The 24,580-nt window shown below is 63.9% G+C and carries 16 protein-coding genes, 4 tRNA genes and 1 pseudogene; 12 read left to right on the forward strand and 9 right to left on the reverse strand.

What is annotated here, in order from left to right:
- Positions 1-1,163: 1,163 nt before the first annotated feature.
- The 4 genes from XM48_RS06800 to XM48_RS17475 all read right to left on the reverse strand — a co-directional run bounded on the left by XM48_RS06800 (position 1,164) and on the right by XM48_RS17475 (position 10,860).
- Positions 1,164-3,689, reverse strand: coding sequence for a helicase C-terminal domain-containing protein (locus tag XM48_RS06800; RefSeq protein ID WP_046455090.1), 2,526 nt, complete (start codon positions 3,687-3,689; stop codon positions 1,164-1,166).
- 313 nt (positions 3,690-4,002) lie between these two features.
- Positions 4,003-9,063, reverse strand: coding sequence for a hypothetical protein (locus tag XM48_RS06805; RefSeq protein WP_156174955.1), 5,061 nt, complete (start codon positions 9,061-9,063; stop codon positions 4,003-4,005).
- 152 nt (positions 9,064-9,215) lie between these two features.
- On the reverse strand, positions 9,216-9,950 hold the full coding sequence (locus XM48_RS17840; RefSeq protein ID WP_156174956.1) for a hypothetical protein: 735 nt from the start codon (positions 9,948-9,950) through the stop codon (positions 9,216-9,218).
- Positions 9,951-10,491: 541 nt separating this feature from the next.
- Entirely contained in the window at positions 10,492-10,860 is a 369-nt protein-coding gene (locus tag XM48_RS17475; RefSeq protein WP_197074162.1) for a hypothetical protein, read from the reverse strand.
- 206 nt (positions 10,861-11,066) lie between these two features.
- Between XM48_RS17475 and XM48_RS06815 the strand changes: the two are divergent.
- A pseudogene (locus tag XM48_RS06815) lies at positions 11,067-11,962 on the forward strand (ATP-binding protein); the annotation flags it as partial.
- A gap of 142 nt (positions 11,963-12,104) precedes the next feature.
- On the opposite strand, the gene XM48_RS17480 reads toward XM48_RS06815, so the two are convergent.
- Both XM48_RS17480 and XM48_RS17485 read right to left on the reverse strand, forming a co-directional pair.
- Complete coding sequence (locus tag XM48_RS17480; RefSeq protein ID WP_197074163.1) at positions 12,105-12,578, reverse strand: HNH endonuclease; 474 nt, start codon at positions 12,576-12,578, stop codon at positions 12,105-12,107.
- Positions 12,579-12,745: 167 nt separating this feature from the next.
- Positions 12,746-13,930 (reverse strand): ATP-binding protein, encoded by a 1,185-nt coding sequence (locus XM48_RS17485; protein ID WP_197074164.1) that lies wholly within the window; start codon positions 13,928-13,930, stop codon positions 12,746-12,748.
- A gap of 412 nt (positions 13,931-14,342) precedes the next feature.
- Here XM48_RS17485 and XM48_RS18460 point away from each other — a divergent pair, with 412 nt between their 5' ends.
- From XM48_RS18460 to XM48_RS17500, 9 genes are all read left to right on the forward strand, one after another.
- On the forward strand, positions 14,343-15,131 hold the full coding sequence (locus XM48_RS18460; RefSeq protein WP_231580826.1) for a hypothetical protein: 789 nt from the start codon (positions 14,343-14,345) through the stop codon (positions 15,129-15,131).
- Between the two features lie 79 nt (positions 15,132-15,210).
- Positions 15,211-16,224: an LPXTG cell wall anchor domain-containing protein gene (locus XM48_RS18465; RefSeq protein ID WP_231580827.1), complete on the forward strand. Its 1,014-nt coding sequence runs from the start codon at positions 15,211-15,213 to the stop codon at positions 16,222-16,224.
- A gap of 131 nt (positions 16,225-16,355) precedes the next feature.
- A complete protein-coding gene (locus tag XM48_RS06840; RefSeq protein WP_046455062.1) occupies positions 16,356-17,357 on the forward strand; it encodes a DNA-processing protein DprA in 1,002 nt (333 codons plus the stop codon).
- A gap of 67 nt (positions 17,358-17,424) precedes the next feature.
- Positions 17,425-17,976: a hypothetical protein gene (locus tag XM48_RS06845; protein ID WP_046455063.1), complete on the forward strand. Its 552-nt coding sequence runs from the start codon at positions 17,425-17,427 to the stop codon at positions 17,974-17,976.
- Positions 17,973-19,778 (forward strand): type IV secretory system conjugative DNA transfer family protein, encoded by a 1,806-nt coding sequence (locus XM48_RS06850; protein WP_046455064.1) that lies wholly within the window; start codon positions 17,973-17,975, stop codon positions 19,776-19,778. Before XM48_RS06845 ends, XM48_RS06850 begins: the two co-directional genes overlap by 4 nt.
- 42 nt (positions 19,779-19,820) lie before the next feature.
- Positions 19,821-20,264, forward strand: coding sequence for a single-stranded DNA-binding protein (locus tag XM48_RS06855; RefSeq protein ID WP_046455065.1), 444 nt, complete (start codon positions 19,821-19,823; stop codon positions 20,262-20,264).
- A 98-nt stretch (positions 20,265-20,362) separates the two neighbouring features.
- On the forward strand, positions 20,363-20,878 hold the full coding sequence (locus tag XM48_RS06860) for a DUF4913 domain-containing protein (RefSeq protein WP_231580831.1): 516 nt from the start codon (positions 20,363-20,365) through the stop codon (positions 20,876-20,878).
- 122 nt (positions 20,879-21,000) lie between these two features.
- Entirely contained in the window at positions 21,001-21,252 is a 252-nt protein-coding gene (locus XM48_RS17495; protein ID WP_084821042.1) for an AlpA family transcriptional regulator, read from the forward strand.
- The gene (locus tag XM48_RS17500) at positions 21,134-22,411 is read left to right on the forward strand and encodes an integrase (protein WP_231580828.1); all 1,278 of its coding nucleotides are present in this window, start codon (positions 21,134-21,136) and stop codon (positions 22,409-22,411) included. Before XM48_RS17495 ends, XM48_RS17500 begins: the two co-directional genes overlap by 119 nt.
- Positions 22,412-22,543: 132 nt before the next feature.
- Here the strand turns inward: XM48_RS17500 and XM48_RS06870 are convergent.
- The 3 genes from XM48_RS06870 to XM48_RS06880 all read right to left on the reverse strand — a co-directional run bounded on the left by XM48_RS06870 (position 22,544) and on the right by XM48_RS06880 (position 22,838).
- A tRNA-Val gene (locus XM48_RS06870) sits at positions 22,544-22,615 on the reverse strand.
- A 31-nt stretch (positions 22,616-22,646) separates the two neighbouring features.
- Positions 22,647-22,717 (reverse strand) — tRNA-Cys (locus XM48_RS06875).
- 45 nt (positions 22,718-22,762) lie between these two features.
- Positions 22,763-22,838, reverse strand: a tRNA-Gly gene (locus tag XM48_RS06880).
- A gap of 178 nt (positions 22,839-23,016) precedes the next feature.
- On the opposite strand from XM48_RS06880, the gene XM48_RS06885 reads away from it, so the two are divergent.
- Positions 23,017-24,033, forward strand: coding sequence for a hypothetical protein (locus tag XM48_RS06885; protein WP_052961345.1), 1,017 nt, complete (start codon positions 23,017-23,019; stop codon positions 24,031-24,033).
- Between the two features lie 106 nt (positions 24,034-24,139).
- Positions 24,140-24,212, forward strand: a tRNA-Val gene (locus XM48_RS06890).
- Positions 24,213-24,580: the final 368 nt, after the last annotated feature.

A 24,580-nucleotide genomic window follows, 5' to 3' on the forward strand; every position in this document is an offset into this window, starting at 1 on the left:
GCGACGACGTCCTCCCGGAACTCTCTGGGATAAGGACCGGGCATGATGACATCCTCCCCGCCAGCGCCTCCCGGCACTAACGATCAGTTGACACCGGTTCGTTCCTCACGCCCACGTGATGACGGTCACGTTAGTGGTTTTAGCAGCGCTGCTGGTATCGCCTTGCGCCGAATTCAGGAGAAGCTTGATGCGTACAGAGAGCAGATGAAGGGTCCAGGTCTGTCCGCGCCTGAGCAAGCAAGCTACGCTCTCTTGGAGGAGCTGAAGTCTGAGATCGAGTTGGAATGTGACCGCTACTGGCGACGCAGCGGCATCGACTGGAGACCTCTGAATCCGGTCGCAAAGGGCTTCGTCAAGCGAGCAAACGAATCACACTCTGGCAACTGACGTGATGTCTAACTCCTAGTTGAGAACGCTGGGACCCGCGAGCAAAGTCGTCCGTTGGGATCTCCGCGTCCCATCCGACCGAGTCGTCTGGATGCGAAATCTAGGTAGTCGCGTCTCCATACCCACATGAGATTCATGATCGACAACTCCTTGATCTTGCCAGGCTTGGGACGCTGCTGACGCTGATACAGCTCCCGAACCCCGAGCCGCGTTCCCGACGGGCCGTGCCCCCCCCGCTGGTAGATGCCCCATGGGCCTTGACCTCGATATGCTGATCGTTCGCGATCAGCACCTCCAGGCGCGCCTATTGCTCCTCAGTGAGCAAACCCGAACCGGTGTGGAGGGTTCGGAGACCTTCGTAGAGCGGATCGGCTTTCCCGCCCCGCTGCCCGAACGAGTCGCACTGGATCCGGCGACGCACTCGTCGAGTGCGTCGCCGGCCGACGTCACGGGTTGGAAGGGCCCCCATCAGCGTCACCACGTCGGGCAGCTCCTCACTGGAGACGTTCCTGAGTCCAGTGAATCCGCCCATCGCGGCGGCCTCGCCTCCGCCCCACGAACTGCTTCGCCCTGCGCCGTGGGCTGCCGCCCGCACGCCGCGCACATGCTATTCGGTATCTGTCGGACGAGAAACCCGCTCACCCCGATTGCCCCCGCAGCACCGATAACTCATCTAGCGTTATATGCGCCCAGCGTCGCCCATGTAACAGATGCAACTGTGACACCGGCGTTTCCGTGGAGGCGCGGCGGAGCTGACCCGCACCTCTTCTATCGCGTCAAGAGGTCTCTCGCGGCTCCCGCTTCGCGCGCCGCGTGAAACTCTGGAAGAAGCCCTCCATGGTCAAGTTGAGCGCTGAAAGCTGCGCACCTACCTCCACAGCGTCCTTGAACCCGTCGTTTTGAGCGAGCGCTCGGGCGAACTTCTTCAACGCTTTCTTGAGTTCCTTCATGTCGGCCCGGTTGATCGAGCGACAGTTGGGTGGTGGTGTGCCCGCGCGCTCAACGACGTGACTCGGGTGAACCACGAGAGGGATGACTTTCGCATCGGCACCGTACTCGCCCTGGGCCCAGTTCACGGAACCGGCGAGTTGGTTGATGTCCTTCTTCCAGATGACCTTGGCTGTCGCGCCGGTTTTCGCCTCAATCACCACGTACCGGTGCATTCCGGTCGACCACATCACATCGCTGCCGATCTTGAAGTCCCGTTCCGGCTGCTGGGCGAGGAACCCGAGGTGCTGTCCAAGCGAGGCGAGGGCGTCCTCCGCTTCGTCCGTGCGGACCGGGTCCCACGCCAGATCGGTGATCAGTACGTCGATGCCGACGATCAGCTCCGCGCCGTTGTTGTACGCCGCCGACAGGAAGGACTTTGCCTGCTGTGCTTGATCGTCATTTTGCCCGAGTTGCTCATAGGCGATGCCGGCAAGCGGGGTGAGGACAGCCGGGTTGTTCCGCGAGGCCTGATCCAGCACAAGTTGCGCGGTGACTCCGTTCACGTGACCGAGGTAAGCCGCGTGAGTCTCGCCGAGCCATCCGGCGAGTCGTATGTCACCGACGGCAGCCGCAGCGTTGACAGAGTGCCCCGCGTGCTCGGCCGCTTCCTCATACCGGCCAACGCGCGCGGAGTTGTAGGCCGCGCGTAGGTGGCGCGAGACATCTGAGACGGCACCGGGGTCATACTTAACCCCAAGAAGCGCTTCCCGTGACAGGGTGCGGAAGGCAGCATCGCCACCAATGACCTGCCTGATCACAGCCTCAATGTCGTGAACCGTGGCGCCTTCGAGGTCTGAGGCGATCGTCCGCGAGAGCTTAAGCTGCGCGCGTGTTGCGGGCGAAAGCCTGTCAGCAGTGTCTGCCCTCGCCACGAGCTGTGTCAGGCGCGGGCCAATGAGGACGACCGCGCAACGATCATCCCGACTGCGGACGCCACGACCGATGCCTTGCTCAAGTCGCTGCAACTGGCGGGCGACCATTGCCTCGCTGTCACGCAAAGCGATAGCTTCGCGTCGTTCAGAGCCGGTGTACGCGAAGGGCAGACTGTCGATGACGAGCAACCGGCAAGCTTTGTCTGGTAGATCGATGCCGTCGTAACGCCCAACGACCACAACCAAACCGACATGACCGGCTCGCAGTTTCGCTACTGCCGAGCTGATGTCGTCAGGTTTGCTGACTGTCGTGTGCGCGAAACTCGACCACCCATCGGCGAGCCGCCAGCTCGGTACGAGCACGACGACGTTATGATCCGCTGCGACCGCGCCTGCGAGCTCTCGAATCTCTGAGACTTTGATCGTGGGGTTGAGCTCCTGCGGTGCGAGGACAAGGCGGTCTCCCAGGTCGGACGCCGTATCGGGCACGATCGATTTTGCAACGCTCTCGGGATCGGCATCGAAATGTGTCACCAACAAGCTGTCATCGGCCAGCGTAGCTGTCATGTAGATGCGCCGCTTCGCCTCTGCGAAAGACGGGAATTTCTCGACTGGCGTGCACGGCGGCTTGATCTCAATCTCTTCTGCGGAGACAGTCACCTCGCAGATCGCCAGCAGATCCACTATGACAGGCCAGGACCATTCGAAATCCGAAGTCGTTCGATGGGGACGCAGGATGGCAAGCACCTGCTCCTGCCGCGAAGTCCACGCCCAGAAGGGAACGCGGAGGACTGCACTTCGATCTACATCTCGGATGTCCAGGTAGGCGTTTAGCCCCTGCGCTTTGAGGTCCTCCTCGAACAGGTCAAGCAGTTGCTCATATGCCGCGTGGTTTGCCGGGATCGCCAATCGAGCGCCCTCCTCGGCGATCGCAAGCGCTGCATGTGCGTCATCGATGACGACTGTTCCGACGGGTACTGGCTGGCGCGTGGTTGATCCTGCTATACCAAAGCGGGTCTTGGCGTTCATCAAGGTCTTCATCGTGGTCACGCAGATCGCCTCGCCTGCGGTGAACTTATGATTCTCCGGGTCGGTGACCACCGCCAGCCCGAGAGCGCGTGCTTCCTCCTCGACCCGCTCAGCAAGATGAGAGTCAGGGGCCACGTACAGGGCGGGTCCCTTCCCTTCGTGGAGCGACGACTGCAGCATCAACAGTCCGACGATGGTTTTTCCACCACCCGTATTCGTCTTGATGACGAGGTCTGTTTCGGCCCTACGGGGGTACCAAGCGTCGAGAACAGCGCCTTGCACTGAGCGCAGGTACCCGTAACCAGCTTCCTTGTTCGGCAGAGCATCGAAGAGTTCAGTTGGCTCAGTAATGGCGCGAATCGCCGCCCCAGCAGTCAGCTTGCCGAAGTTGAAACCAGGCTTTTTCGTCATGCCTAAAGTATCCCAGACCATTCCGCGCTTGAAGATGTACGACGACGGCGGTTATTTGGTCTTCGGACTTTGGCAAGGCCGATCCGCCCAGCACCCTTCTTCGGGTGCAGGGCGGATCTGCGTCCTCACTTCGCTGACGTTCAGGCCAACCCCGGATGAGCTGGCAACACGGTAGTCGTGGATGGTGCCGCCTGAGAGGAATAGGCCCCCAGAGGTCTACGTGAAGACGCTGCTTTTCTTATTGTTTGCAACGTTCCTCACGTGTCAGTGGCGTGTAGTGCAAAGTCTTCCTGCCTGGATGTTGCCACCTGCTTCAGCTACGGATCGGCAGGTGCTTCGTAAGAGCAACCGCTGCCACACGCGCGGGAGATTCCGCACCGGTGAAGGGGTTATGGATCACCACATCCGGGTTCGCAATGATGAGAGTCTCCCGAACTACTGTCGCGGTGCTCTCATCGAGAAGTCCGACGTGGTCGAGCACCGTTGCCAGCAAGTACGCCCGTTGCGTATCTAGCGCCGGGCCGCGAGTATACCCCTCCTTGGGCGCCTGGTCCCAGATCGGCGTGCTGGAATCAGACGAAGCAGGATCCTGGATCGCGGCTCGAAGCGCAATGACCGCGTCGGTGTCGTAGCGGATCCGGCGCAATAGTGGGCCTGTTAGGAGGGGAAAAAGCTCAGTGGCGTCTCGGAGCATGATCTGATGGTGCGCCCGCTCGACAATCACCGGTAGCGTGCGGGGTGGGCAGGACCGCAAGGCGATAGCAAGTGAGTCGATCCATTCGCGACGTTCTCGGGGAGCACCATCGCGGAACCAAGACTCCAGATCGGCGAACAGTGCACGACTATGCTCATCGTTCGGGAACAATTCGCAGAACAAGGCCCGGATCTCCGGGTCTGTGTCGAACCCCGGATGCTGCGTCAGCGCATCACGAAGTACGTCAGCAGGAATCTGCCACGAGTTTGGATCGACCAATAGATCATATATCTCTGCCGCCTCACGCCGGTCTGATGCGCCAGAATCGACATGTGCCAGACAAGCGATGAAAAGGTCAAGGTCGCGGCGCCCGCCGCGATGCAACCAAAGCAAATACTCTGCGCTAGCTCGGAACTGAGGGTTTGTGTCGGCCTCTGCGCGAATGAGTTCGTTGACGACGGGGTGTGTCGACAGGCTGGTGCTGAGCCTTCGAAGCACGCTTGCACGTACGCCTTCGCGGACATTTCGCGCGTTGGCAGCGGACAACAGCATGAACAGGTCCTCGCCGAAGTGCGCAAACACCTCGCCCCAATTGGCATTGAGAAGGTCGACCAGCTCACGGTCGACACCTCCGAAAAGATGACGCAAATGCACGCCTGGCCGAGTGGGTTCCCCGATGGTTTCCAGGAGTCCGTCATGCAGTCCGAGGTCGCCGAGCAGCAGCATCCCCACCCATCCGTTCTGCCGACGGTCTTCCAGCACCGGACCGTAACCGCAAAGTTCGGCTTGCACCTGTTCTCGCAACCAGTCGGAAGCCTCCTTGCATTGTGCTTCCTCGGCGCTCGGCGAGATCCGGTACCGTTCCACGCGACGGATCATGCCGGTCAATGCCGCGCGTTGCACCCATACGTCCGGATCCTCACCCCAGTGCTCGAGCAGGTCACGCAAGGTAGCAGGAGTTAGATCGGATCGGGTCAGCGCATCGACGAGCGTCTCCCGAAGTCGTGCTGGTAGGTAGGCGAGCTGATCGAGAACTGCGTCCATCATCAGGTTGGCGGTGGGGTCAGCGCGAGAACCGTACGCGCGCACGATAATTGGAGGTGCGGGGTCGTGGATACCTGGGCTGAGATGCTGGGGGTGCTGTAGGGCTCTCAAAGCGAATGCGATGACGGCTTCGTGCGCCGGCCACGCAGTGACAATCGCGTCTACATGCCAGGTAAGAAATCCGGTCCCGATCGCCGTGCAGAGTGTCGCAAGTTCGTCCGGGTCATAGCCGCGTAGAACAGCAGCGGACGCAGAGTCTTCCGTGGCACTGGCGAGCTGGGCCCAAGCATCAGCGACGGCTGTCGCCAGCACGACCCGAGCTTCTCCGTCTCCCTCGTCCGCTGAGGACCGCAGGAGCCCCACGAGCACCCGAAGCCCTTCTTCGGCACCAAGCACCTCCAGCGCTAGTGGTGCAAGCGGTGCCGCCGTTTCGAGGGGTCCGTACAGTCGCTCATTGAAGACCGCACGCACTTCGGGCTTGTCTCCGAACCGCTCCAACAGCGCTTTCCCAACGCGGACGGGGCGCCAAGAGTCCAGAGCAGGCAGAAGCGCTTCAAGCGCGTCGTCGTCAGGCAACGATTCAGCAAGAGCGAGGACTCCCTCGCTGAACGAAAGGTTTGGAGCTTCTTCCCGGATGGTCGCCGCGGCACTACGCGCGAAAGCGGGATCGGCACTCCACGACTCGGGGATGAGCCTAAGGTTGTGTAGTACGAGCCCGTGCCGATCGGGGTTTTCCAACTCGCCCGCGACCCAGCTCTTGATTTCGTCGTCACCGCTGAATGTGGTGCACGCCAGCAGCCAGGCCATCGACCGGTCGCCACCGTTTTTGCCATTGCCCGATAAGGTCTCCAGCACGAACCGCGCCGCTTTCGGCTGCTCGAACAACGCATGTTGCACAAACGGGACTGCGAGATCTTTCCAGTGCTCCCGCGGCCGCAACCCCTCGTGCCACAGGAACCTTCCGAACCACTGCTCCTCAGCCGCCGAAAGGAAATCAAACTTACCCCCTGCCGCTTCTCGCAGAAGGTGCAGTGCGCAGACTCGCAGCTCCGGGGTGATCTGAGTTCTCGCCCACTCCAGAAGAGGGGGCAGCTGCGGCCAGTCAGGCCACCCAGTTCCCAGGCATAGCAGCGCGAATGCTTGGTCGATGGCTGTCGCGCCGTCTCCGACGCTTGCCTCAATGAGGGCACCAATTGTCGCGTCGCCGGAGTAACGGACGGCGATGGCATGGGCTGCATTCAGCTGCACACTCTCTTCCTCATGTCGCAGTCCCCACATCAGCGCGGGCAGGACCCCCTCCTCCGCAACAGCGGTGTCGCGGAGCATCCATAGAGGGGATTCTGGTGAGGGGTGCGCGGCGCTGAGCCATCGGCTGAATGTCTTGAGAAGCAATGGTGTTAGCGACATATGTTTTGTCATCGAGACCAGCGACGCGATCAAGGTAGCCCGGTGGTCAGTGTTGGCGTGCCCATTGACTCGGTCGATGATTTCCGTCACCCATTGCGATTGCTTCGACGTGGTGATCGCGACGCCGGCCGCGATCGCGTCGGCGATAAGCTCATACTTGTCAACCGGGTCCGCTTCGGGGTGCTCGCTGAGCCGAGTGAGCAGGGACGCGTTCACATGTGCGTTGACCTGCGCGGCAAGCCCGGCGACGAGCACATCCCTCCAGGTAGGGTCGCCAGCCCGTGCGGTCAGGACGTTCTCTTGCGCTTCGGGCGAGAGGGTGGCCAGATGCTCGCCGGCAAGCTGGTCGAGCAGAACCCTGTGCAGGAATCCAACCATACCGACGTCTTGCGGGACCAGCAGACCATACTCGTCTTCCGCCTGCGACAGCACCGCCGTCGCGACCCGGGCCGCATCCGCCGCAGGATAGGCCAACCCGTCGTCGCGACGAAGCTCCTCCCGGAACCATCGCTCCATCTCCTGACGTGGTCGGACTGCTGAGCCGCCCTCTACCCGTGCCTGGTAAGCGACGCCGCGGAGCACAGTGAGCATGTCACCGGTAGAAAACTCTGACCCCGCTGCGTAGGAGGCTCGGCGCCGCATTTGCGGGTGTTTGTCCACCAGAAGTTGGACGAGTGCGGAGTACAGTTGGAATCGTTGTGGAGGGAGTGACTCACCCCGCCAAGATTTCGCCAGCAACCCGAGAAAAAGCGGGGTTCCCAGTAGCGCGCTCAACGCTGGGATCTGGGTCAATTCCGCTAGGAACGAGTCCGCTTGCGGGCTGGGGGCGCCGTCTGCGTTGATCGTGTCGGACTCGGACAGCACCCGGGCGACCAGGTCAATCTGCTGCGGGTAACTGAGCGGCGCGAGGACCGCTTTGGCCCAGGGCTCCACCCAATTCAGCCGGTCCACCGCGTTTGGGCGGGCAGTGAGGATCGCGCCTATGCGGCGCTGGGCCACGAACGACTCGACGAGCCCAAGCGCGTATTCAGCAGAGGCGGGATCACTCCATTCGTCGACGCCGTCGACGAGCAAGACCGCCCGTTCATCATCCAGAGCAGGCTGGGTGAGATCCCACACCGACGGCCCACCTTGGCGGGTGATCCAGGCCTGAATGGCGGACACAACGGAGTTTGTGGTGGAGCCTTCGAGATGTCGGCAGAGAAAGCCGAATGGCAGCCATAGTGGCAAGTCGCCGCCATGCGCCCGCTGCAGCGCCACGGACTGCGGCTCGACAGCGAGCAGGTCCACGGCTGTAAACATCAAGAAACTGGACTTGCCCGACCCAGGTGCGCCTATCAGGAGCCGCAATCGAGCAGACTCGATCCATTCGTCGGCCGGAGTACGTGCCCGGTCAGCCTCTGCGTTTCTGACTGGGCCTCGCCGTACTTGCCGGCGCCCACGGCGACGCATCATCCGAGGAGTCCCCACATACTCCTCCATTGGCTCGAACGAGGCAGGATCCCCCGTCTGATCCGGTTCCACGGCAGCAACCCGTGCCGACGCGTCCCCTGAGGATGGCTGAGTATCGAGAATCAGGTACGGCAAACCCTGGGTATGTGTACCGGTGATCGTCCGGGATGCTCCTTGCGATCGGAACGCGGCCCGGTAGAGACTTCCCAGGGCGCCACGGACCGCTCGTGCCCGCTCGGGGGTGATCCGCCGAGAAAGCTCCGCGGCGCGGTCTTCACCACAAAATGCGGCCACCCACGCCCGCCCAAAGAAGTCATCCACCAGACGAGGATGATCGCGGAGCCGATTCGCAACTTCTTCTGCTCCCCACGGCTCAAACTCGATGCCATGCTCGGCGAGGAACTCGCGCCCAGATCGGACAGCCGCATCCAGACTCGTTTCGCGAAGCGACGAACTCGTAGCGTAGTAGAAGCGAGAGCAACGGTCCGCCCACTCGCCGGCGAGGAAGTCAGCAATCGCAGAGCTGATTGACGCGGCAGTGAGGTTCTTCACCCGACGTGACTGCAAAGCCACGAAACCTCTCTCTGCCGTGGCTTCGGCGTCCAGCGTGGAAGCCCTTCGCGCATACACGTCGATCCCAGCCTGGGCCTGCCCGGGCAAACCGTACAGATTCGCCTGTTCGATGTGCGCTTCCGTCTCCAGCAGGCGCGCAAACAAACGTTCAGCGTTCTCGGGAGTCAAATCACCAACAGGCAACAGCGCCGGCTTGGTCTGCACCGGTGGGTCCGGCCATGGGCCGTCCGGAACGGACCACAGTGTAGCCGGCAGTTCGAGTTGGCTCTTCGACATGAGGCCATGCTATTGGGGCGCTACGACATCGATCGTGGTCTCGAATGCGCCAGTCATGTGCCGATTGCGTCGGACTTCGATCAGGTCTTGTACGGCCAGCGCTTCGGATTGTCCAGGCCACCCATGAAGCAGAAGTCAATGTATCGGCGAGTCCTTTCGCGCCGATACGCCCGCCGCCTCGCCCTCGCCCAAGCTCGGGTAGCAGATTCGGTGTCAACGTAGAGGCGCTTCGCCCGTGATGCCAGCCAGCGTTTCCGGAATCGTCGCGTCCGCGCGATCCTTGAGCGCGCGTTGACTAGTTCATCGTTGAGGATGACATCGGGGTCCGAAGCGACAATAGTCGCCGCCCACCGGCGCTGTCTCTGACGCCTGTCCACAAAGGTGACACAGACCGTCAGCAACAGATATGCAGCCATACAGGAGATGAAGACCCAGAAGGCAAGATCCATGTTCGTGGCCTCCCCTGCCGATCCCGTACGCTGCAGATCTGATTTCTCAGACTGATAGAGCCAGATGAACCCTGCCAGCGTCATCACACCAGCCACTCCAGTGCACCAAACCAGGAGGTTGCGCCAGGGAGAGGGATTGTGATGTCGATACGCGACTAGAAGCAAGGAATCCATCCGGATCTGCTGGTTGACCGCTTTTCTCGCTACGGGGTCGTCTTGGGCGAGGTTGCGGGCTATCTCCAGCCGAGAAAGAGAGGCTTCCAAGCGTCTAGGGTAGGAAAGTTGAACGAGGAAGCCGCCGACAGCGACCAGCCCCGTGGCTCCGCCAATCGCGGTAGCTACTGGCACCCACTCTTCTAAGCTCATCGGTCCCAACCTACCGGCCGTGCCGGACAAACTGGTCGCGACGTGTCAAGGGGCCCAAGGGATTCCACTTAGAAATGAACCAGCCAAGGAAACCGGAGGAATCCCGGAGTTCATGGAGCGTCCAGCAGGCCGAGCGGTGGTGAGCCAAACACCGTTGTTGCCCGTGGCCCGCGCTGTCGCGCGAACGGGCGGAACGGCCGGACTACTCACGTCCGTCCTTGGACTCGCGCTCCTCGGGTTGGCGCCGAGCGCCTACTCCCTGTTCGACGCAGCAATCGCCTTCGGTGTGATGATTGGCACCGTCACCCCGCTCGCCTTCGCCCACCTCGCCGTATCAGCTCCCGAATCGCGCATGGGCCGAACACTAGGCAGCGCCGAGTTGGGCCGCGAACTCGGCGACGCCGGGGGTCCCTTCCTCGTCGGCGCAGCTGCCACCGTTTGGGCACTTCCCGCGGCTCTTGCCCTGCTCGCAGGCGCCACTCTCGCGGCGTCCTTCGTCAGCTGGACTACACTTCGTGCGCCAGCGACCATCCCACGCTCGTCAGCTTAGGCCCGCTGCAAATTCTCCCGACCGCCATACCTGCGGCTTCACCCGGTCATGGACCCAGTGCCCGATCAGTAGCAGCAGGCTGACCGGCCCGAGAACGATGAACGCGATCCCCATGGCCAGGCACCACAGAAGCGGCAGGCTCAACCACACAACGCCGTCATCGTCGATGAAGGACTTTAGCATGTTCGCGACCAGGAAATACGGCACTGCGACAAGCATGGACGGCACACCCCATTTCAGGCCAGCACGGCGACTAATGCGAGAGATCAGCCGTGGGCCAGGTGCATAGCGGGCCACGAAATAGTAGGCGCGGGAGACCCTGGCGAAGACAAAGCGAAGAATGATGTTCCTCTCGAACACACGGCGAAGGAGCGGCGCTTTGAGAGTTGCCCGGAGGCCTGCCCAAGGGGCTAAGAATGTTGTCGCAGGGGTTGCCGATTCACTTCCACTGTACGTCCGAGCCTACGGAAGCGGAAGTGCGCCGAAACTGCTGATCCGCCATCACCCAATGGGGTTCCCTTCGCGATCGAGATGCTAGTTGTCAGAGCGAGCGTCCCTTGGCCGGTACTCGGCTGTCTGAGTTGGGCCTCGCACGCCGCGACCCCGCTGCCGGAATTCCCTACGCCGACTGGGCGGCTCAAGTGGCTGCGCGGCGGCGTGACCTCATCGGCGCGCTCACCGAGACGGTGCTCGACCGTCGGCTCACCCCGGTCAAGCACACCGCAATCGACCTCGCCCTCGCAGATGCCGTCCGATCATCCGAAGTGCCGATCCTGCCCATGGTCGTCGAACGCATCCTCACCCCCTCCGCCACAGACGATCCCGACGGGCGACTCACCGAGGACTGCCGGATGGTCGGGCACACGCTGCGCCGCCTGGTCGCCGGCGACCTCTCCGGACTGTTCGACGGCCCCTCCACCGAGAAGTTCGGCCCAACCCTCCCGATGCTCCCCCTCGGCCTCTCCCGGGTTGCAGAGAACTCGGCGCTGCTCGCGGTGCTGATGACATGCTCGGCCGCATGGATGGAAGCCGCCCTCCAAGACCCGTCCGCGGGCAACGGTTCGTGGTCTACGACGAGGCCTGGTGACTCATGTCCTACCCCGCACTCCTCGCCCGAATGAACGCGCAATGGCGACTCGCCCGCCACTACGGGATCGCGAACCTGCTCATCTTCCACAAGCTCACCGACCTCGAAAATGTCGGAGACCAGGGCTCACGCATGCGCGCCCTCGCATCCTCGCTCCTCGCGAACGCGGAAAAGCGAATCGTGTACCGGCAGGAATCCGACCAGCTCGGCGCCACCGCGCAAACCCTCGGCCTCACCGGCACCGAACGCTCACTCCTGCCCGGCCTCGGCATCGGGCAAGGACTGTGGAAGATCAAGAACCGCAGCTTCGTCGTGCAACATCAACTCCACCCCGCCGAGCTCGCGTTGTTCGACACTCGGGCTCGAATGCTCTAGAAAGGCACCTGCCGATAGTCGTCATCACCTGGAAGAGTGCTCGAACGGCCTATTGACGTCACCTGCCCGAGCCAGCTGGACTCCTGACCATCATCGTTTCTCTTGCGGGCCCTAGCATGAGTTCTGTCACTCCGCTGATAATTCACCTCCGCACGCCAAGTTCCTTCAGCATAAGAGCGAGATTGTCTTTCAACTTTCCGGGGAGAGAATTGTAGCGTCGGCGCCGCAATTCACCTTGATGCTCCTGACGCCACATCTCAAGGTGACCCTGCGTTCCTAACCCAAAGAAGTCAATTGTGGTGGCGCCACGCACGGACGAGTGACGAATCAGAGACGGTCGATGCGCGTCACCGAGATAGCCACCAACAAAATGCGCATCCCGCTGCTGATCCAGATACGGATGAACAATACGGAGAATCACATCACGATACTCATCGACACCCGGTTTCGGTGGTTCAAGAAAATCCTCTGCTTTCTTGATCCGACGATTGCACCAGCTGCAAGCAAGCACAAGATTGAGCGCCTCATACGTCCACTCGGGATACTTCTTGACTGACTTTGGAACAACATGATCAAGGTCGGCCTCCCTTCGAGCCGTCGGAGTGATCGACAACAAGCAAAACGCGCATCGGCCAGACTGATTATCCTCGGCCCAAGAGCGCAAGTTGTCAACGAATCTCTTCCGAGCCCCAGTGCGAGACTTCCAGCCGATCCACGCACCAGCAGAGTCCCGTCGCTCTGTCAGGCTGAGGCGCATCTCCTCAGGAGGCTCTGATAGCGGTATCATCGCGTGCGCTCCAGTTCCATCTCAACCTCTCGAAGAATGTCCTGGACGAGAGGCGTCTCCTCATTTGCCACGCCTTGCAGACGCTTTTGAGCGAGACGAACCTCGGACACTCGAGCCTCGCTCGGTTCCGCGATAAAGCTCGCAAGAAGCGTGAGGTCTTCCTCAACTTCGGTATTCCCGACCACCCGTGCGCCGAACACGCGATAGAGGATGTTCTCGACGGAGCGCCCTCCGACCGCCTCTTCGAAGGGCTCGAACCTGCCCCACTGCTCACCCGACGACAGCACATCGTCTGCATCCACCACCACGTGGGGGGAATGGGTCGCGATGACGATATGCGACTCCAGGTCCTTTGGCACCAAGGCCCGAAGCAGCGGAGCGACTGCCGACTGCCAAGTGGGGTGCAGGCCAATCTCAGGTTCGTCGATGAGCACAAGCGAATCTGGGGCTATGTGCGCGGCGAGGCGAGCAGCCAGTGAGATAACCAGGAGCTGACCAGCGCTTAGCCCACTGACGGAGTCATGCCGAGTGCCTTGGGTGAACACAAGGTTCGCTACCAGTTCGCCTCGCTTCCGAAGGTGAGCGATTCCGTCTGCCATATCGACCTCGCACTTCTGCGCGGAGCTTTCGATTTCGCCCATGAAATAGTGCCACGCATCGAGATCAAGCTTTGAGGGTTCGGCCCGCATCTCACGAAGAAGCGGAAGAACCGCAGCTTCGAACAGGTCCAGCGGACGGGGACCGAGCTTAGTCTCTTGCACCATCCGAGGCCTACCCCGAGGAGGCTTCTTTTCCGCTTCAAGTTCGAGGGCGAATTCCGAGAAACCGATCACTTTGAGCGCGTCATGAAGAGCTTGGATTCTCGACACATCTCGCAAACTCAGGAGGACGGAATCAATCGTAAGTGATTCGACTGCTTTCGTACCGGTCCAGTTTGTGGCCTGGCGCACTCCAAGGTATCGGTACTTGTCCAATCGCCTAGTGGAAGGAAAGACATCTGTGACCAAGTTAGAGATCGCCAACACTTGCGAGAATTTGTGCATGGAGGGAACGATATCGATGACGGAGTCGTTCTCTTTATTTCTACCTTCAGCGGCATCAACGATCGCTCGAAGGAGCTGGCTCTTCCCACTACCATTTGGCCCAATGACACAAGTCACCCGCGACGCACTGGCTTCCATGACGTCAAGCTCGAAGTAAAAGTCGGGGATATTAAACTTAGTTAGGTGAGGCACGTCGGGATTCCACTTCGTCGAAGCTGGTCGGCCCTTGCCAGCGCAAGAGGATGAGAAGGCTCACTCTAGCAAAGAGTGCACGCACGTTGCTTGGATACGAAACCTGGAAACCGCACGAACCGTTCGCCGCAAGCGTCCTTCTTGTGCACAGCATTCAAGTGACACCGCTTCGAACGGTGCTGCACTATTGTGCCCGGAGTCGAAGGATCCGACATAGAAATGACCGCCAAGCTTTTCGCTGCTCGCATTTGTTACAGCGGCGGTCTTGGCCGGTCACGACACCCCAGAATTAGCGGACCATGTAGCGTCTCAGATTCGCAGCGCACGCACCTGACTGGTGGCCGTCGCCTTCCTAGCGATGACCTCCGATCTCGTCAGGAAGGCCTCGCGTATGTCCAGCACGTCTCTCGTCCCACCGGATACCTCACCTCCGCCGCCTGCCCGTGTCACTGCGCGGATCGCGGCGATCCTCACGGCGCTGCTTCTGCTGTTTGGCGGAGTGTTCTTCCCGTCGCCGGCGCAGGCGGCGACGCTGGGCACCGGGTACGGGGATGAGAATCTGTTCATCGGCGCGTTCTCATCGCACGGACGTCAGACGTATTGCATGGATCTCGGCTTGGTCGGTCCGTGGGGTACGACTCAGCCGCCCGAGTTGGCGACCACGCTCGATTCGCTCTCCCGCACCCAGCTCGCCGAGCTCAACCACGTGATGGGTCGGTGGGGTGAATCCCGTGATCCGAACATCACGTCCGCGGTCGCGATGTTCGTCTGGGACGTCGCCGACCACGACGTGTACCTGAGCAAGGGCGGCGACAGCGGGCTCATCACCCGCGTCCCTGGAAACCAGCAGGCCACCGTCCTCGCGCACCTCGCCGGAATGCGCGATGCCGCCGCCTCGAACGCAGTCAAGGACCCGTCGGTGTCCTTGTCGATCGCGATGACCGACCAGTACCACGGGACGCTCACGATCACCGCGGACCCGGCGTCCTTGTCCGGCACGGTGAGCTTGTCGAATGCGACGTTCGCGGACGGTTCTACGTCGGCGACGCCGGGCGCGGGCACGCATCAGATCGTCGGCACCCCGCCCGAGGGTGCACACGACTACCGTGTGCGCGCAGCGTTCACCGCGTCCTCGGTCGGGCGTTGACCTGTTCTACACGCCTGGGTCGCAGCGCATCCTTGCCGCGGCCTCGTTCAAGCCGTTGCTGGCGCAGGCGGAGTCGCCGGTGGTTCCGTTGGATTTCCAGCCGGTCATCGAGACGCAGGTGTCGTCGAAGTTCGTGCAGGCCGGCACCCCGTTCACCGACCAGCTCGCGGTCACGGCTACCAAGCACTCGTGGATCAATGTGAACGGGAGTCCCGTGCCGGTACTCGCCGACGGCACCCTGTACGGACCGTTCGACGCGCAGCCCGCCGAAGCAAGCGCGCCTCCCGCCGGTGCTCCCGTGCTCGGTACCGAAACCCTCACGCTCACGCATCCCGGGAACTATGTGTCGCCGGGCACGCTCGTGGCGCCGTCGTCGGGGTTCTACACGTGGGTGTGGAGCATCGACAAGCAGAAGCAGGGCGAGAACGCGAAGTACCTCACCGATTCGTTCACCGACCGGTTCGGCCGGGTCGCAGAATCGTCGGTGGCGCCGTTCCAGCCGGAGGCGGTGTCGAAGGCGAACGGGCGTCTCGTGACGCTCGGCGATGCGGTCACGGACACGATCACGGTGTCCTCGACGAAACTCGTACAGGGCACGGACATCCCGAAGGGCGCTTACCTGGTGTTCCGCGCCTACGGCCCCCAGCCCGCAGGCGATGCCCCGGTGTGCGAGGTGCCGTTCTTCTCCTCGGCGAAGGTGCCGGTCACGCAGGCCCGCCACTACCGCTCCGACGAGACGACCGTCGACAAGCCGGGGAACGTGTACTGGGTCGAGACCCTGTACGACCAGGACGGGAAGGTGATCGCCTCCGGGAAGTGCGGTGCGCCAGGTGAGACGACCGTCGTGACCGAGCGTCCGCCGGGCACCCCGCCGACGCCCCCGGTTCCGCAGCCGCCGCTGCCGAAGCCCCCGACATCCCTGGCTCAGACAGGCAGCGACGGGTGGATGAGCCTTGTCTGGGGCGGGATCGCGGCAGCGCTCCTCGCGACCGGCGGCACGCTCTGGTTCGGACGCAGGCTCGCGCTCTACCTGGAGCGCAACGGATACGTCAGAGAGGAGGACACCGGTATCGAAGACCTGATGAACAAATAGCGCACCCCCCACTGTGACGGGCGGAACCGTACGGGCCCCCTCCCCCGAGGGCCTGCGCGGTTCCGCCTGTTCTCGTATGCCCGCCCGGCGCACCTGACCCCTGAACAACAACTTCAGGGAGGGCAGAGATCATGCGGGACAGCGACGACGTGCGGGCGCGAATGGAGATCGCCGCGCTCACCGAACCCGGGCATACCGTCACCGGGCAGCTGCTCCGCATCATCGGCCCCGCCGAGACCCTCGCGCTGCTCCGGAACCCGCGCATTCCGCTTCCCGCCAAGGTTGACTCGGTGCTGGGGACGCAGTGGCGAGAGGCGACCGCGGCTCGGCTGGTCGATGGTCTCGCCGACCAGGTGGCCCGCCTCACCGACCGGCACGAGCTTCGCGTCCTCACGCCCGGCCGGGCGGGGTGGCCGGCGTCGTTCGCTGATCTTGGCGATCGGGCCCCGGTGATGCTGTGGGCGAAAGGGAACCCCGAGCTGCTCACGTCGTCGCTGTCGTCACGGGTGACGTTTACCGGGGCGCGGGCCTTCTCCTCGTATGGGGAGCACGTCACGCGGGAGCTCGTGGCGGATCTCTTGCGGGAGCCGCGGATCGTCGTCGCGGGCGGCGCATACGGCATCGATGCCGCCGCGCACCGTGCCGCCCTCCCGGTCCGCCCCGCATCCACGATCGCCATCCTCGCCAGCGGCCTGGACCGCCCCTACCCGGCAGGTCACGCGGGGCTGTTCCAAGACATCGTCGATGCCGGCGGAATCCAGATCAGCGAGACGCCGCCGGAGACGGCGCCAACCAAGTGGCGCTTCATCGCCCGCGCCCGCCTCCTCGCAGCCCTCGGCGGCGCGAGCATCATCCCCGAGGCCGGATACCGGTCCGGGTCGCTGCTCGTCGCCGCGCGTGGGACCGAGCTCGGACGCTCCGTCGGGGCTGTCCCCGGCCCCATCACCTCCGCCGCATCATCCGGCTGTCACCGGCTGCTGCGGGAAGGCCTCGCCGAGGTCATCACCCACGCCGGCGATGTCACCGAACTCCTCGACCCCGCCCCGCCGTCGTTCCTCAGCCCCGCCATCCAGGAAGTCGCCCGCCGAGTCGCACCGGATGCCGGCAAGACCGCTCGCCGCGCCGCCCTCTGAACCGCCCCTGCCGCCTCGCCCGTGACCGCGGGCGGACGGCCCCTCTGTGATCCCGAAGGAGAACCGTATGTCGAAGCGCACCCGCGCGAAAGCCGATACGTCCGTGATGGTGATGGTCCGGATGGTCGTCCAGGACGACGGCACCTTGCACGTCACCGTCGATGGTGCCCCATATCTTCCGGTGGAGTTCGCGCCACCGTGGCGGCGCGCCTCCTACCCGCACATCGTCGATGCGATCAGCGATGGGCGGCCCGGGCAGACGCTCCGCGTCGACGTGATCGAGACCGACGGCAGGGTCGTCACCGACTTTCGTGTCCCGCGACGTACGGCTCCGGCACCAGCGCCGGCTCCCGTGCTGGCGCAACAGCACGTCAGCCGGACTGTCGAGGCTCAGACTGTGCCGGCGCCGGCGCGGCCGCGCCTGGCAGAGTTCGCGGGGTCCGGATTCGTCCCCGGTGAGGACGTAGCGGTGGCGATCGTGATCGCGCACACCGAGACCAGTCCGGACGGGATCTCCCGCACGCTGATCGATGCCCGCTACCTCGATCACGCCCCGACCCGCGAAGTGATCCTGCTCGGCCGGATCTCCGGCACCATCTGCATCGGCCAACTGACATGAGCAGTCCGATCCGTCCGACCGGGACGTTCGGCGACGAACTCACCAACGCCGCCCTCGCCCTCCTCGCCGGCCTCGGCATGATCGCCGTGCTCCTCCGCGCCGCGGGGAGCATCGCCGCGTTCGTCACCGGGATTCCGCAACCGACGGCTGGCCTCGGTGCCGGGGCCGGGGTGCTGCTGCGCCCGGGCAATCCAGCCGGGGCGCTTCACGCGCCCGGCCTCGACCCGGTCGTGTACTGGCTGATCGCCGGCGCCCTGATCCTCGGGGCCGGTGCTGGCGCCTGGCGGGTCTGGGTGCTGCTCCGCCATCACTCACGGCGGCAGGCGATGGGCCCGTACCGGATCGCCGGGATCGCGACCCGCGCCGAAGTCGCACACGCCGGCTCGCCGCGGGCGCTGCTCTCACGGGCAGGAAACCTGCGCCCCTCCCTCAACCGCCCTGTGGCATCGGATGTCGGGTATCGGATCGGGGCATCCCGTGGCGTCGATGTGTGGGCTTCGGTCGAGGACTCGATCCTGCTGATCGGGCCGCCCCGATCTGGGAAGGGCGTCCACATCGTGATCAACTCGATCCTGACCGTGCCCGGCGCGGTCATCACCACCAGCACCCGGCCCGACAATGTGACCACGACGATCCGCGCTCGTCAGAAAGTCGGGCCGGTCGCGGTGTTCGACCTCCAGCATCTCGCTGACGGCATCCCGGCCGGACTGCGCTGGTCGCCCGTCCGCGGCTGCGCGGACCCGCTGACCGCGATGATCCGTGCGTCCGGGCTCGCGTCCGCGACCGGGCTCGGGAAAGGCGGCGTCGAGGGCGGCGACTTCTGGGAAGCGAAAACCCGGGTCGCGCTCCAGTGCCTCCTCCATGCCGCCGCCCTCGACCGTCGACAGCCGGCTGACCTGTTCCGGTGGACGCTCGACTCCGCAGCCGCTGGCGACGCGGTGTCGATCCTCGCTGCGCACCCCGGTGCGGCCGGTGGATGGGCGGAAGCGCTGCATGCGATGATCGACGCCGACCCGCGAACCAGGGACTCGATCTGGCAAGGAGTCTCCCTCGCACTCGCCGCGCTCGCGGACCCGCGCGTGCTCGACGCCGTAACACCGGCCCCGGATGAGGTGTTCGATCCCCTGGCATTCCTGGAACAGCGAGGCACCCTGTATCTCCTCGCGACCGCCGCCGGCGCCAACAACAGCGCACCCCTGGTCGCGGCGCTCATCGAAGACGTGGTGGAGGCCGCACGCCGGCTTGCGGCGCGTAGCGCGGGCGCTCGGCTCGACCCACCCCTGCTGCTCGCGCTCGACGAGGTCGCGAACCTGTCCCCGCTGCCCTCGCTGCCGACGCTCATGGCCGAAGGCGGCGGCACCGGGATCACCACCATGCCTGTCCTGCAATCCCTCGCCCAAGCCCGCGAGCGATGGTCCGAGAACGCCGCGCACGCGATCTGGGATGCCGCGATCGTGAAGATCATCCTCGGCGGCGCCTCCAACAGCCGCGACCTTGGGGACCTCTCCACCCTCATCGGGGAACGCGACGAGATCACCGACTCCACGACCGTCGGCGATCACGGCTCCCGCTCCGCGCAACGCTCCATCCGCCGGGTCCCGATCATGCCGCCCGACACCATCCGCAGGCTCCCGTTCGGCACCGGACTCGTGCTGCTCCGCTCGGCACCCCCGATCGTCACACGACTTCGCCGCTGGACCGAGCGCACAGACCGTGCACGGCTCATCGCTGATCGCGCCGAGGTCGAATCGCAGCTGCACTACCGCGGGGCCGCTGGTGGCGCCAGCGCACCTACGAAGTAGAGCCGCGACCAGCGCGGAGCAGGCAGGAGAAATGCGTTGGACATGCGATCCAAGACCTCAGTGACCGGGTATCTCGCCCGAACCCCGCAGCTGAAGCGGCTGCAGAACGGGCTACTGCTGTTCGTGACCCAGCTCGGCCAGAAGCAATACCAGCGCCAGGACGACGGCACCTTCACGCTCACAGGCACCGCCTATGTCGAACTCACCGTCCTGGGCGCCCGAGCCGAGACCGCCTTCGAGCTGTTCACCGAGGGAGACGATGTGATCGCTCTCGGCGAGTTCCACTCTCGGACGTTCGAGCGTCGCGGAGAGCCCGTCGAACAGATCCAGTTCCGCGCCGACAATCTCCTCCTCGACACCTCGCGCCCGCGCTACACAGTGACGCGAAGCCCGCGCCTCGTCGTCGCGGCGCCTTCGCTGCCCGCATCGTCCCCGTCTGCGGCGCTCGAATTCCGTGCGCCGACCGCGATGACGCTCGGGAGGTGACCAGCGTGAGCGACACCCCGCCACCTCCGATGCCCAGCGATGAGCCCGAGGCAGAGTTCGATTCCGAGATCGAGGAAGACGACCTGTACGCCCAGCTCATGGCCGGCACCGCACTCCCGGAGCCCCCGTGCCCGATCAACTGGAATCTCCTCTCCTCGGGCGATGCCGAAGCGGAATGGCTGGCGCTGAACCAGTGGGTGGATTGGCTCCGCCGCACCTATGGTCTGCCGGAGGCCGTCGTGCCGCCGCTCTGGCACCGACACCCCGAGCTCGTGTGGGAACTGTCGGCTCTGCATCTGCACTGGATCGCGAGCTACGACCCCGACCAATCGCCGTCCGGACCGATCGCCTGGCACACCGACTTCGCGGCCGCCCGCGACCGGCTCCGCGAATGGGTCGCGACCTGCGGCGCCCGGATCGACCGCGACCGCCCAACGCGGCAGACCGTCTGGCCAGGCGAGGACCCGCAGGGGCCGATCGAAGACGAGACGATCACAGATCGCGCGGATGACTTCATCGGCTTCGTGGCGGCTGACGTGCAGGCACGTCAGGAGATCGAAGACGAGTTCTTGCGGAAGAGGATCCGATCCACGCACAGCGGCATTCACCAATAACGAGGCCGGTACTCCTGCGTGGTGGGCACGACGAACCCACTGTGCCTGGCCCGACGCAACTCCTGACTCAGAACAACTCGTAGCGCCCGTGTTGGGTGCCCTAGAAGGATCGGAGAAGCCAGATGGATTCGAAGCCAGACGCGGCTTCCGCAGATGTTCTCCTGCGCACCGCCCAGGTCGCCTCTCTGCTCGCGGTCTCGAAGTCGGCCCTCGTTCGTTGGAGGCAGTCTGGCGAAGGCCCGGCGGTGTGCTGGCTTGCAGACGGAATCCCCCGATATCGGGTCGCTGATGTTCAGTCATGGCTCGAGGGACGAGCGACGCCCCGGCATCGTGCCCCGCGTCGAGGTTCCGGCCATGCCGACTCGTCGAGGTAGCAAGTGGGAAGGCCGACTCAAGATCGCCGGCCGTGTCGTCCGCACTCGCCGGTTCGACACCAAGCGGGCAGCGACGGATTGGGAGCGGCGGCAGCGGACGATCTTCGATGAGCAGGGCTACGACCCGAGCGTGGGAAAGGTCGCGGTTGAGACTCTGCTGTCGGAATGGCTGGAACAGCGCGAGAACCGAGTAAGCGAGACCACGCTCAAGACGGACCGGTTCCTCCTTCCGTCGGCGCAGCAGCTCGCAGGACGAAGCAGGCGCGAGCCGGTGCTGCCAACCTGGTTTCGAAAGCTCCGAGTCAGCGCGGTAGGCCCTAGCGCAGTCGCGAAGTGGCAAGATGACCTCGCCAAACGCGGACTGGTGCCTTCCACCGTAGGCCGGTATCGGACTTCCCTTTCGGCGTTCTTCAGTTGGTGCGTTGCCGAAGGGTATGTCGCTCAGAACCCGGTGACGCAAACAGCACCGCCGAAAGACCGACGGGCGCGAGAAGAAATGCGCCCGTTCCCTGCACCGCAGTTCGCAAGCGTCCACACCACCGTCTCCGCGATCAGTCCGGTCTATGGCGATCTGGTCCTTGTCCTGGGACGCACCGGTCTCCGCTGGGGTGAAGCTCGCGCCATGCAGGTGAAGCACTTCATCGACGTACCGATGCCGATGCTCCAGATCTCGCGCAACCAGCCCGAAGGCGCTTCTGGTAAGACGCCCAAATCGGGCAAGAGTAGAAACCTCCCACTCCCCGACTACCTCGTCCCGGTGATCCAACGCTTCACCGAAGGAAAGCACTCAGACGATCTGCTGTTCACCAGTCCCAACGGCGGGCAGCTGTTTCGCACCTCGTTCGTGCGCGCAACCCGCTGGGAGGATGCCGGACTCGGGCGAACGCTCCACGATCTCCGGCACACCGCCGCCTGCGAATGGCTTATGCAAGGAGTCCCGCTCACGACGGTCCAGCACTGGCTGGGTCACAGCTCGATCAAGGTCACCGCGAGATACCTGCATCACCTCGGTGACTACGCCGACCGCGCGGCGCTCGACGTGCTCAATAAGGCTGCCGCCAAGTCATCGGCCGCACCGCGACCCCCGCAGACCAGCCCGCATGGGGTCCAGCAGGGACGAACCAGCAAGCCGTCAAGTATCCGCGAATTAGGCCCTTGATCAGGGAAAACTTACCATCACTCCCCCACTTTTCCGCGGGGTGATTTTGGGGTGATTTTCTGCACCCGAGACCATCAAATAGGAGGTCATAAAAAACGAAAACCCCCGGCTCTCACCGGGGGTTTTCTTCTGTGCGCGATACTGGGATCGAACCAGTGACCTCTTCCGTGTCAGGGAAGCGCGCTACCGCTGCGCCAATCGCGCCTAAACTTCAGGCTATTCAGTTATGCCAACGAGGTGGCGACGGGATTCGAACCCGTGTATACGGCTTTGCAGGCCGCTGCCTCGCCTCTCGGCCACGCCACCGTGGTTGTGGTTGACACCACAAGCGGCCGAGTTGCACTCGGCCACTGGAGCGGATGACGAGACTCGAACTCGCGACCCTCACCTTGGCAAGGTGATGCGCTACCAACTGCGCTACATCCGCACATCGCTTGCTCTGCGTTTCCGCGTTGCCCTTGCGACTCGAATAACTATAGGGAAGTTGCTGGGGCACCGCAAATCAGTCCAGTACAGCCGGGCGTGGCGCGTCTCAGAACGTTGATTTTCCGCGGTTTTCGGCGCGGCGAGCCGTTTCCGCGGCCCGCTCCCGGATACTGGTTCGCATGGCTCGGAGTGCGCGCAAGACGGTCGCTCGCGTCGCGTGGGCGTGCGTCGCGATCCTGGTGATCGTCGTCGGCGCGCTCGCGATCGCGAACCAGCAGCTCATCTCCGACGAGATCGAGGCGCGCAACTTCACGCCGAGCGAGCAGGTCTCGTCGCTCATCGGCCGGCTCGACCTCACTCCCGCGGGCGAGCGCGTGTTCCTGGCGTCGAAACCGACCCTCGACGCGAGCCAGCACTTCAGCACCCAGTGCTCCGACGTCTCCCACGGCGAGCAGGGGCACGTGCTGGGCTGCTACTCGAAGGGCACGATCCATCTCTTCGGCGTCACCGACAAGCGCCTCGACGGGATCGTCGAGGTCACCGCCGCGCACGAACTGCTGCACGCGGTCTACGCGCGCATGAGCGGGGACGAGCAGGCGCAGATGTCCAAGAAGCTGCGCGCCTTCTACGACGAACGGATCAAGACCGATCCGGGACTGAAGGAGCGCATGTCGGTGTACGACGCGCTCTCCCCCAGCGCGTTCGCGAACGAACTGCACTCGGTGCTCGGCACCGAGGTCCACACGCTGCCGAAGTGGCTCGAGGAGCACTATGCGAAGTGGCTCGGGAAGCGCAGCGCGATCGTCGACGACTTCGACCGGTACCACGGCGTCTTCACGCAGCTGCAGGATCGCGCGAAGACGCTCGAGAAGCAGATGACGACGCTGCGGACGAGCGTCGAGCAGCGGCGCGAGGCCTACAACGCGGCCGTCGCGCAGTTCAACACGGACGCGCAGAGCTTCACCAAGCGCAACAACGCCTACGAGTTCGCCGACGATCCCGATGAGTTCAACCGGATCCGCGACGGGCTCACCGCGCGCCAGCAGCAGCTCACGAAGGACCGCGAGCAGCTCGAGAGCGACATCGCGAGCTACGAGACGATGCGCACCGAGCTGCAGCAGCTCACCAAGACGAGCGACGAGCTCGATCAGAAGCTGAACAGCGACCTCGCGCCGCCGGCGACGCGCCCCAACTAGGGCACGCGACGCGGCGGAATCGCCCGGGCGGCGACCCGATGTGCACGGCCATTCCGAAAGTGTGTATTATCGATCAGGTTGGCCCGCGGGAGATCGCGAGCGAAACGGGCGATTGGCGCAGTTGGTAGCGCGCTTCCTTCACACGGAAGAGGTCATCAGTTCGAGTCTGGTATCGCCCACCGCAAGAACCCCCGGCTCAGCCGGGGGTTCTTTGGGTTTCAGGGGCCGGGCCGAGCCGTCGGCCGCAGGAGCGAACAGGGTCGAGCAGAGACAGCCGTGCCCGGCCCAGCCTGATCGGAGCGCGCGACGCGGTCGACACCGGTGGATGCCTGAGCGACAAGTGGACGGCGAGCCGGTCGCCGGTTCGGCATCCGGTCGTCGGCTCGGCGTCCAATCGTCGAAGAGATGGACGGCACCCGCGCTTCTCGAGGCGCCGGGGCTGCATCGGGATCACGTCCCAGCCGACATCGCTCGGATCAGTGCAGCCGACGAAGAGGCGGATGCTCTGCGAACCGTGCCAGGCTCGGTCGTGCCGCGCATCGATCCC

This window comes from Leucobacter sp. Ag1, assembly GCF_000980875.1.
In the GTDB taxonomy this organism is placed as follows: Bacteria; Actinomycetota; Actinomycetes; order Actinomycetales; family Microbacteriaceae; genus Leucobacter; species Leucobacter iarius.

Bases quoted from the DNA above. Each gene is read 5' to 3' on its own strand.
- XM48_RS06800 (WP_046455090.1), bottom strand. From the start codon at position 3,689: ATGACGAAAAAGCCTGGTTTCAACTTCGGCAAGCTGACTGCTGGGGCG.
- XM48_RS17495 (WP_084821042.1), top strand. From the start codon at position 21,001: ATGGATTCGAAGCCAGACGCGGCTTCCGCAGATGTTCTCCTGCGCACC.
- XM48_RS06845 (WP_046455063.1), top strand. From the start codon at position 17,425: ATGTCGAAGCGCACCCGCGCGAAAGCCGATACGTCCGTGATGGTGATG.
- XM48_RS06840 (WP_046455062.1), top strand. From the start codon at position 16,356: ATGCGGGACAGCGACGACGTGCGGGCGCGAATGGAGATCGCCGCGCTC.
- XM48_RS18460 (WP_231580826.1), top strand. From the start codon at position 14,343: ATGACCTCCGATCTCGTCAGGAAGGCCTCGCGTATGTCCAGCACGTCT.
- XM48_RS17485 (WP_197074164.1), bottom strand. From the start codon at position 13,930: ATGGAAGCCAGTGCGTCGCGGGTGACTTGTGTCATTGGGCCAAATGGT.
- XM48_RS06855 (WP_046455065.1), top strand. From the start codon at position 19,821: ATGCGATCCAAGACCTCAGTGACCGGGTATCTCGCCCGAACCCCGCAG.
- XM48_RS06885 (WP_052961345.1), top strand. From the start codon at position 23,017: ATGGCTCGGAGTGCGCGCAAGACGGTCGCTCGCGTCGCGTGGGCGTGC.
- XM48_RS06850 (WP_046455064.1), top strand. From the start codon at position 17,973: ATGAGCAGTCCGATCCGTCCGACCGGGACGTTCGGCGACGAACTCACC.
- XM48_RS17840 (WP_156174956.1), bottom strand. From the start codon at position 9,950: ATGAGCTTAGAAGAGTGGGTGCCAGTAGCTACCGCGATTGGCGGAGCC.
- XM48_RS06860 (WP_231580831.1), top strand. From the start codon at position 20,363: ATGGCCGGCACCGCACTCCCGGAGCCCCCGTGCCCGATCAACTGGAAT.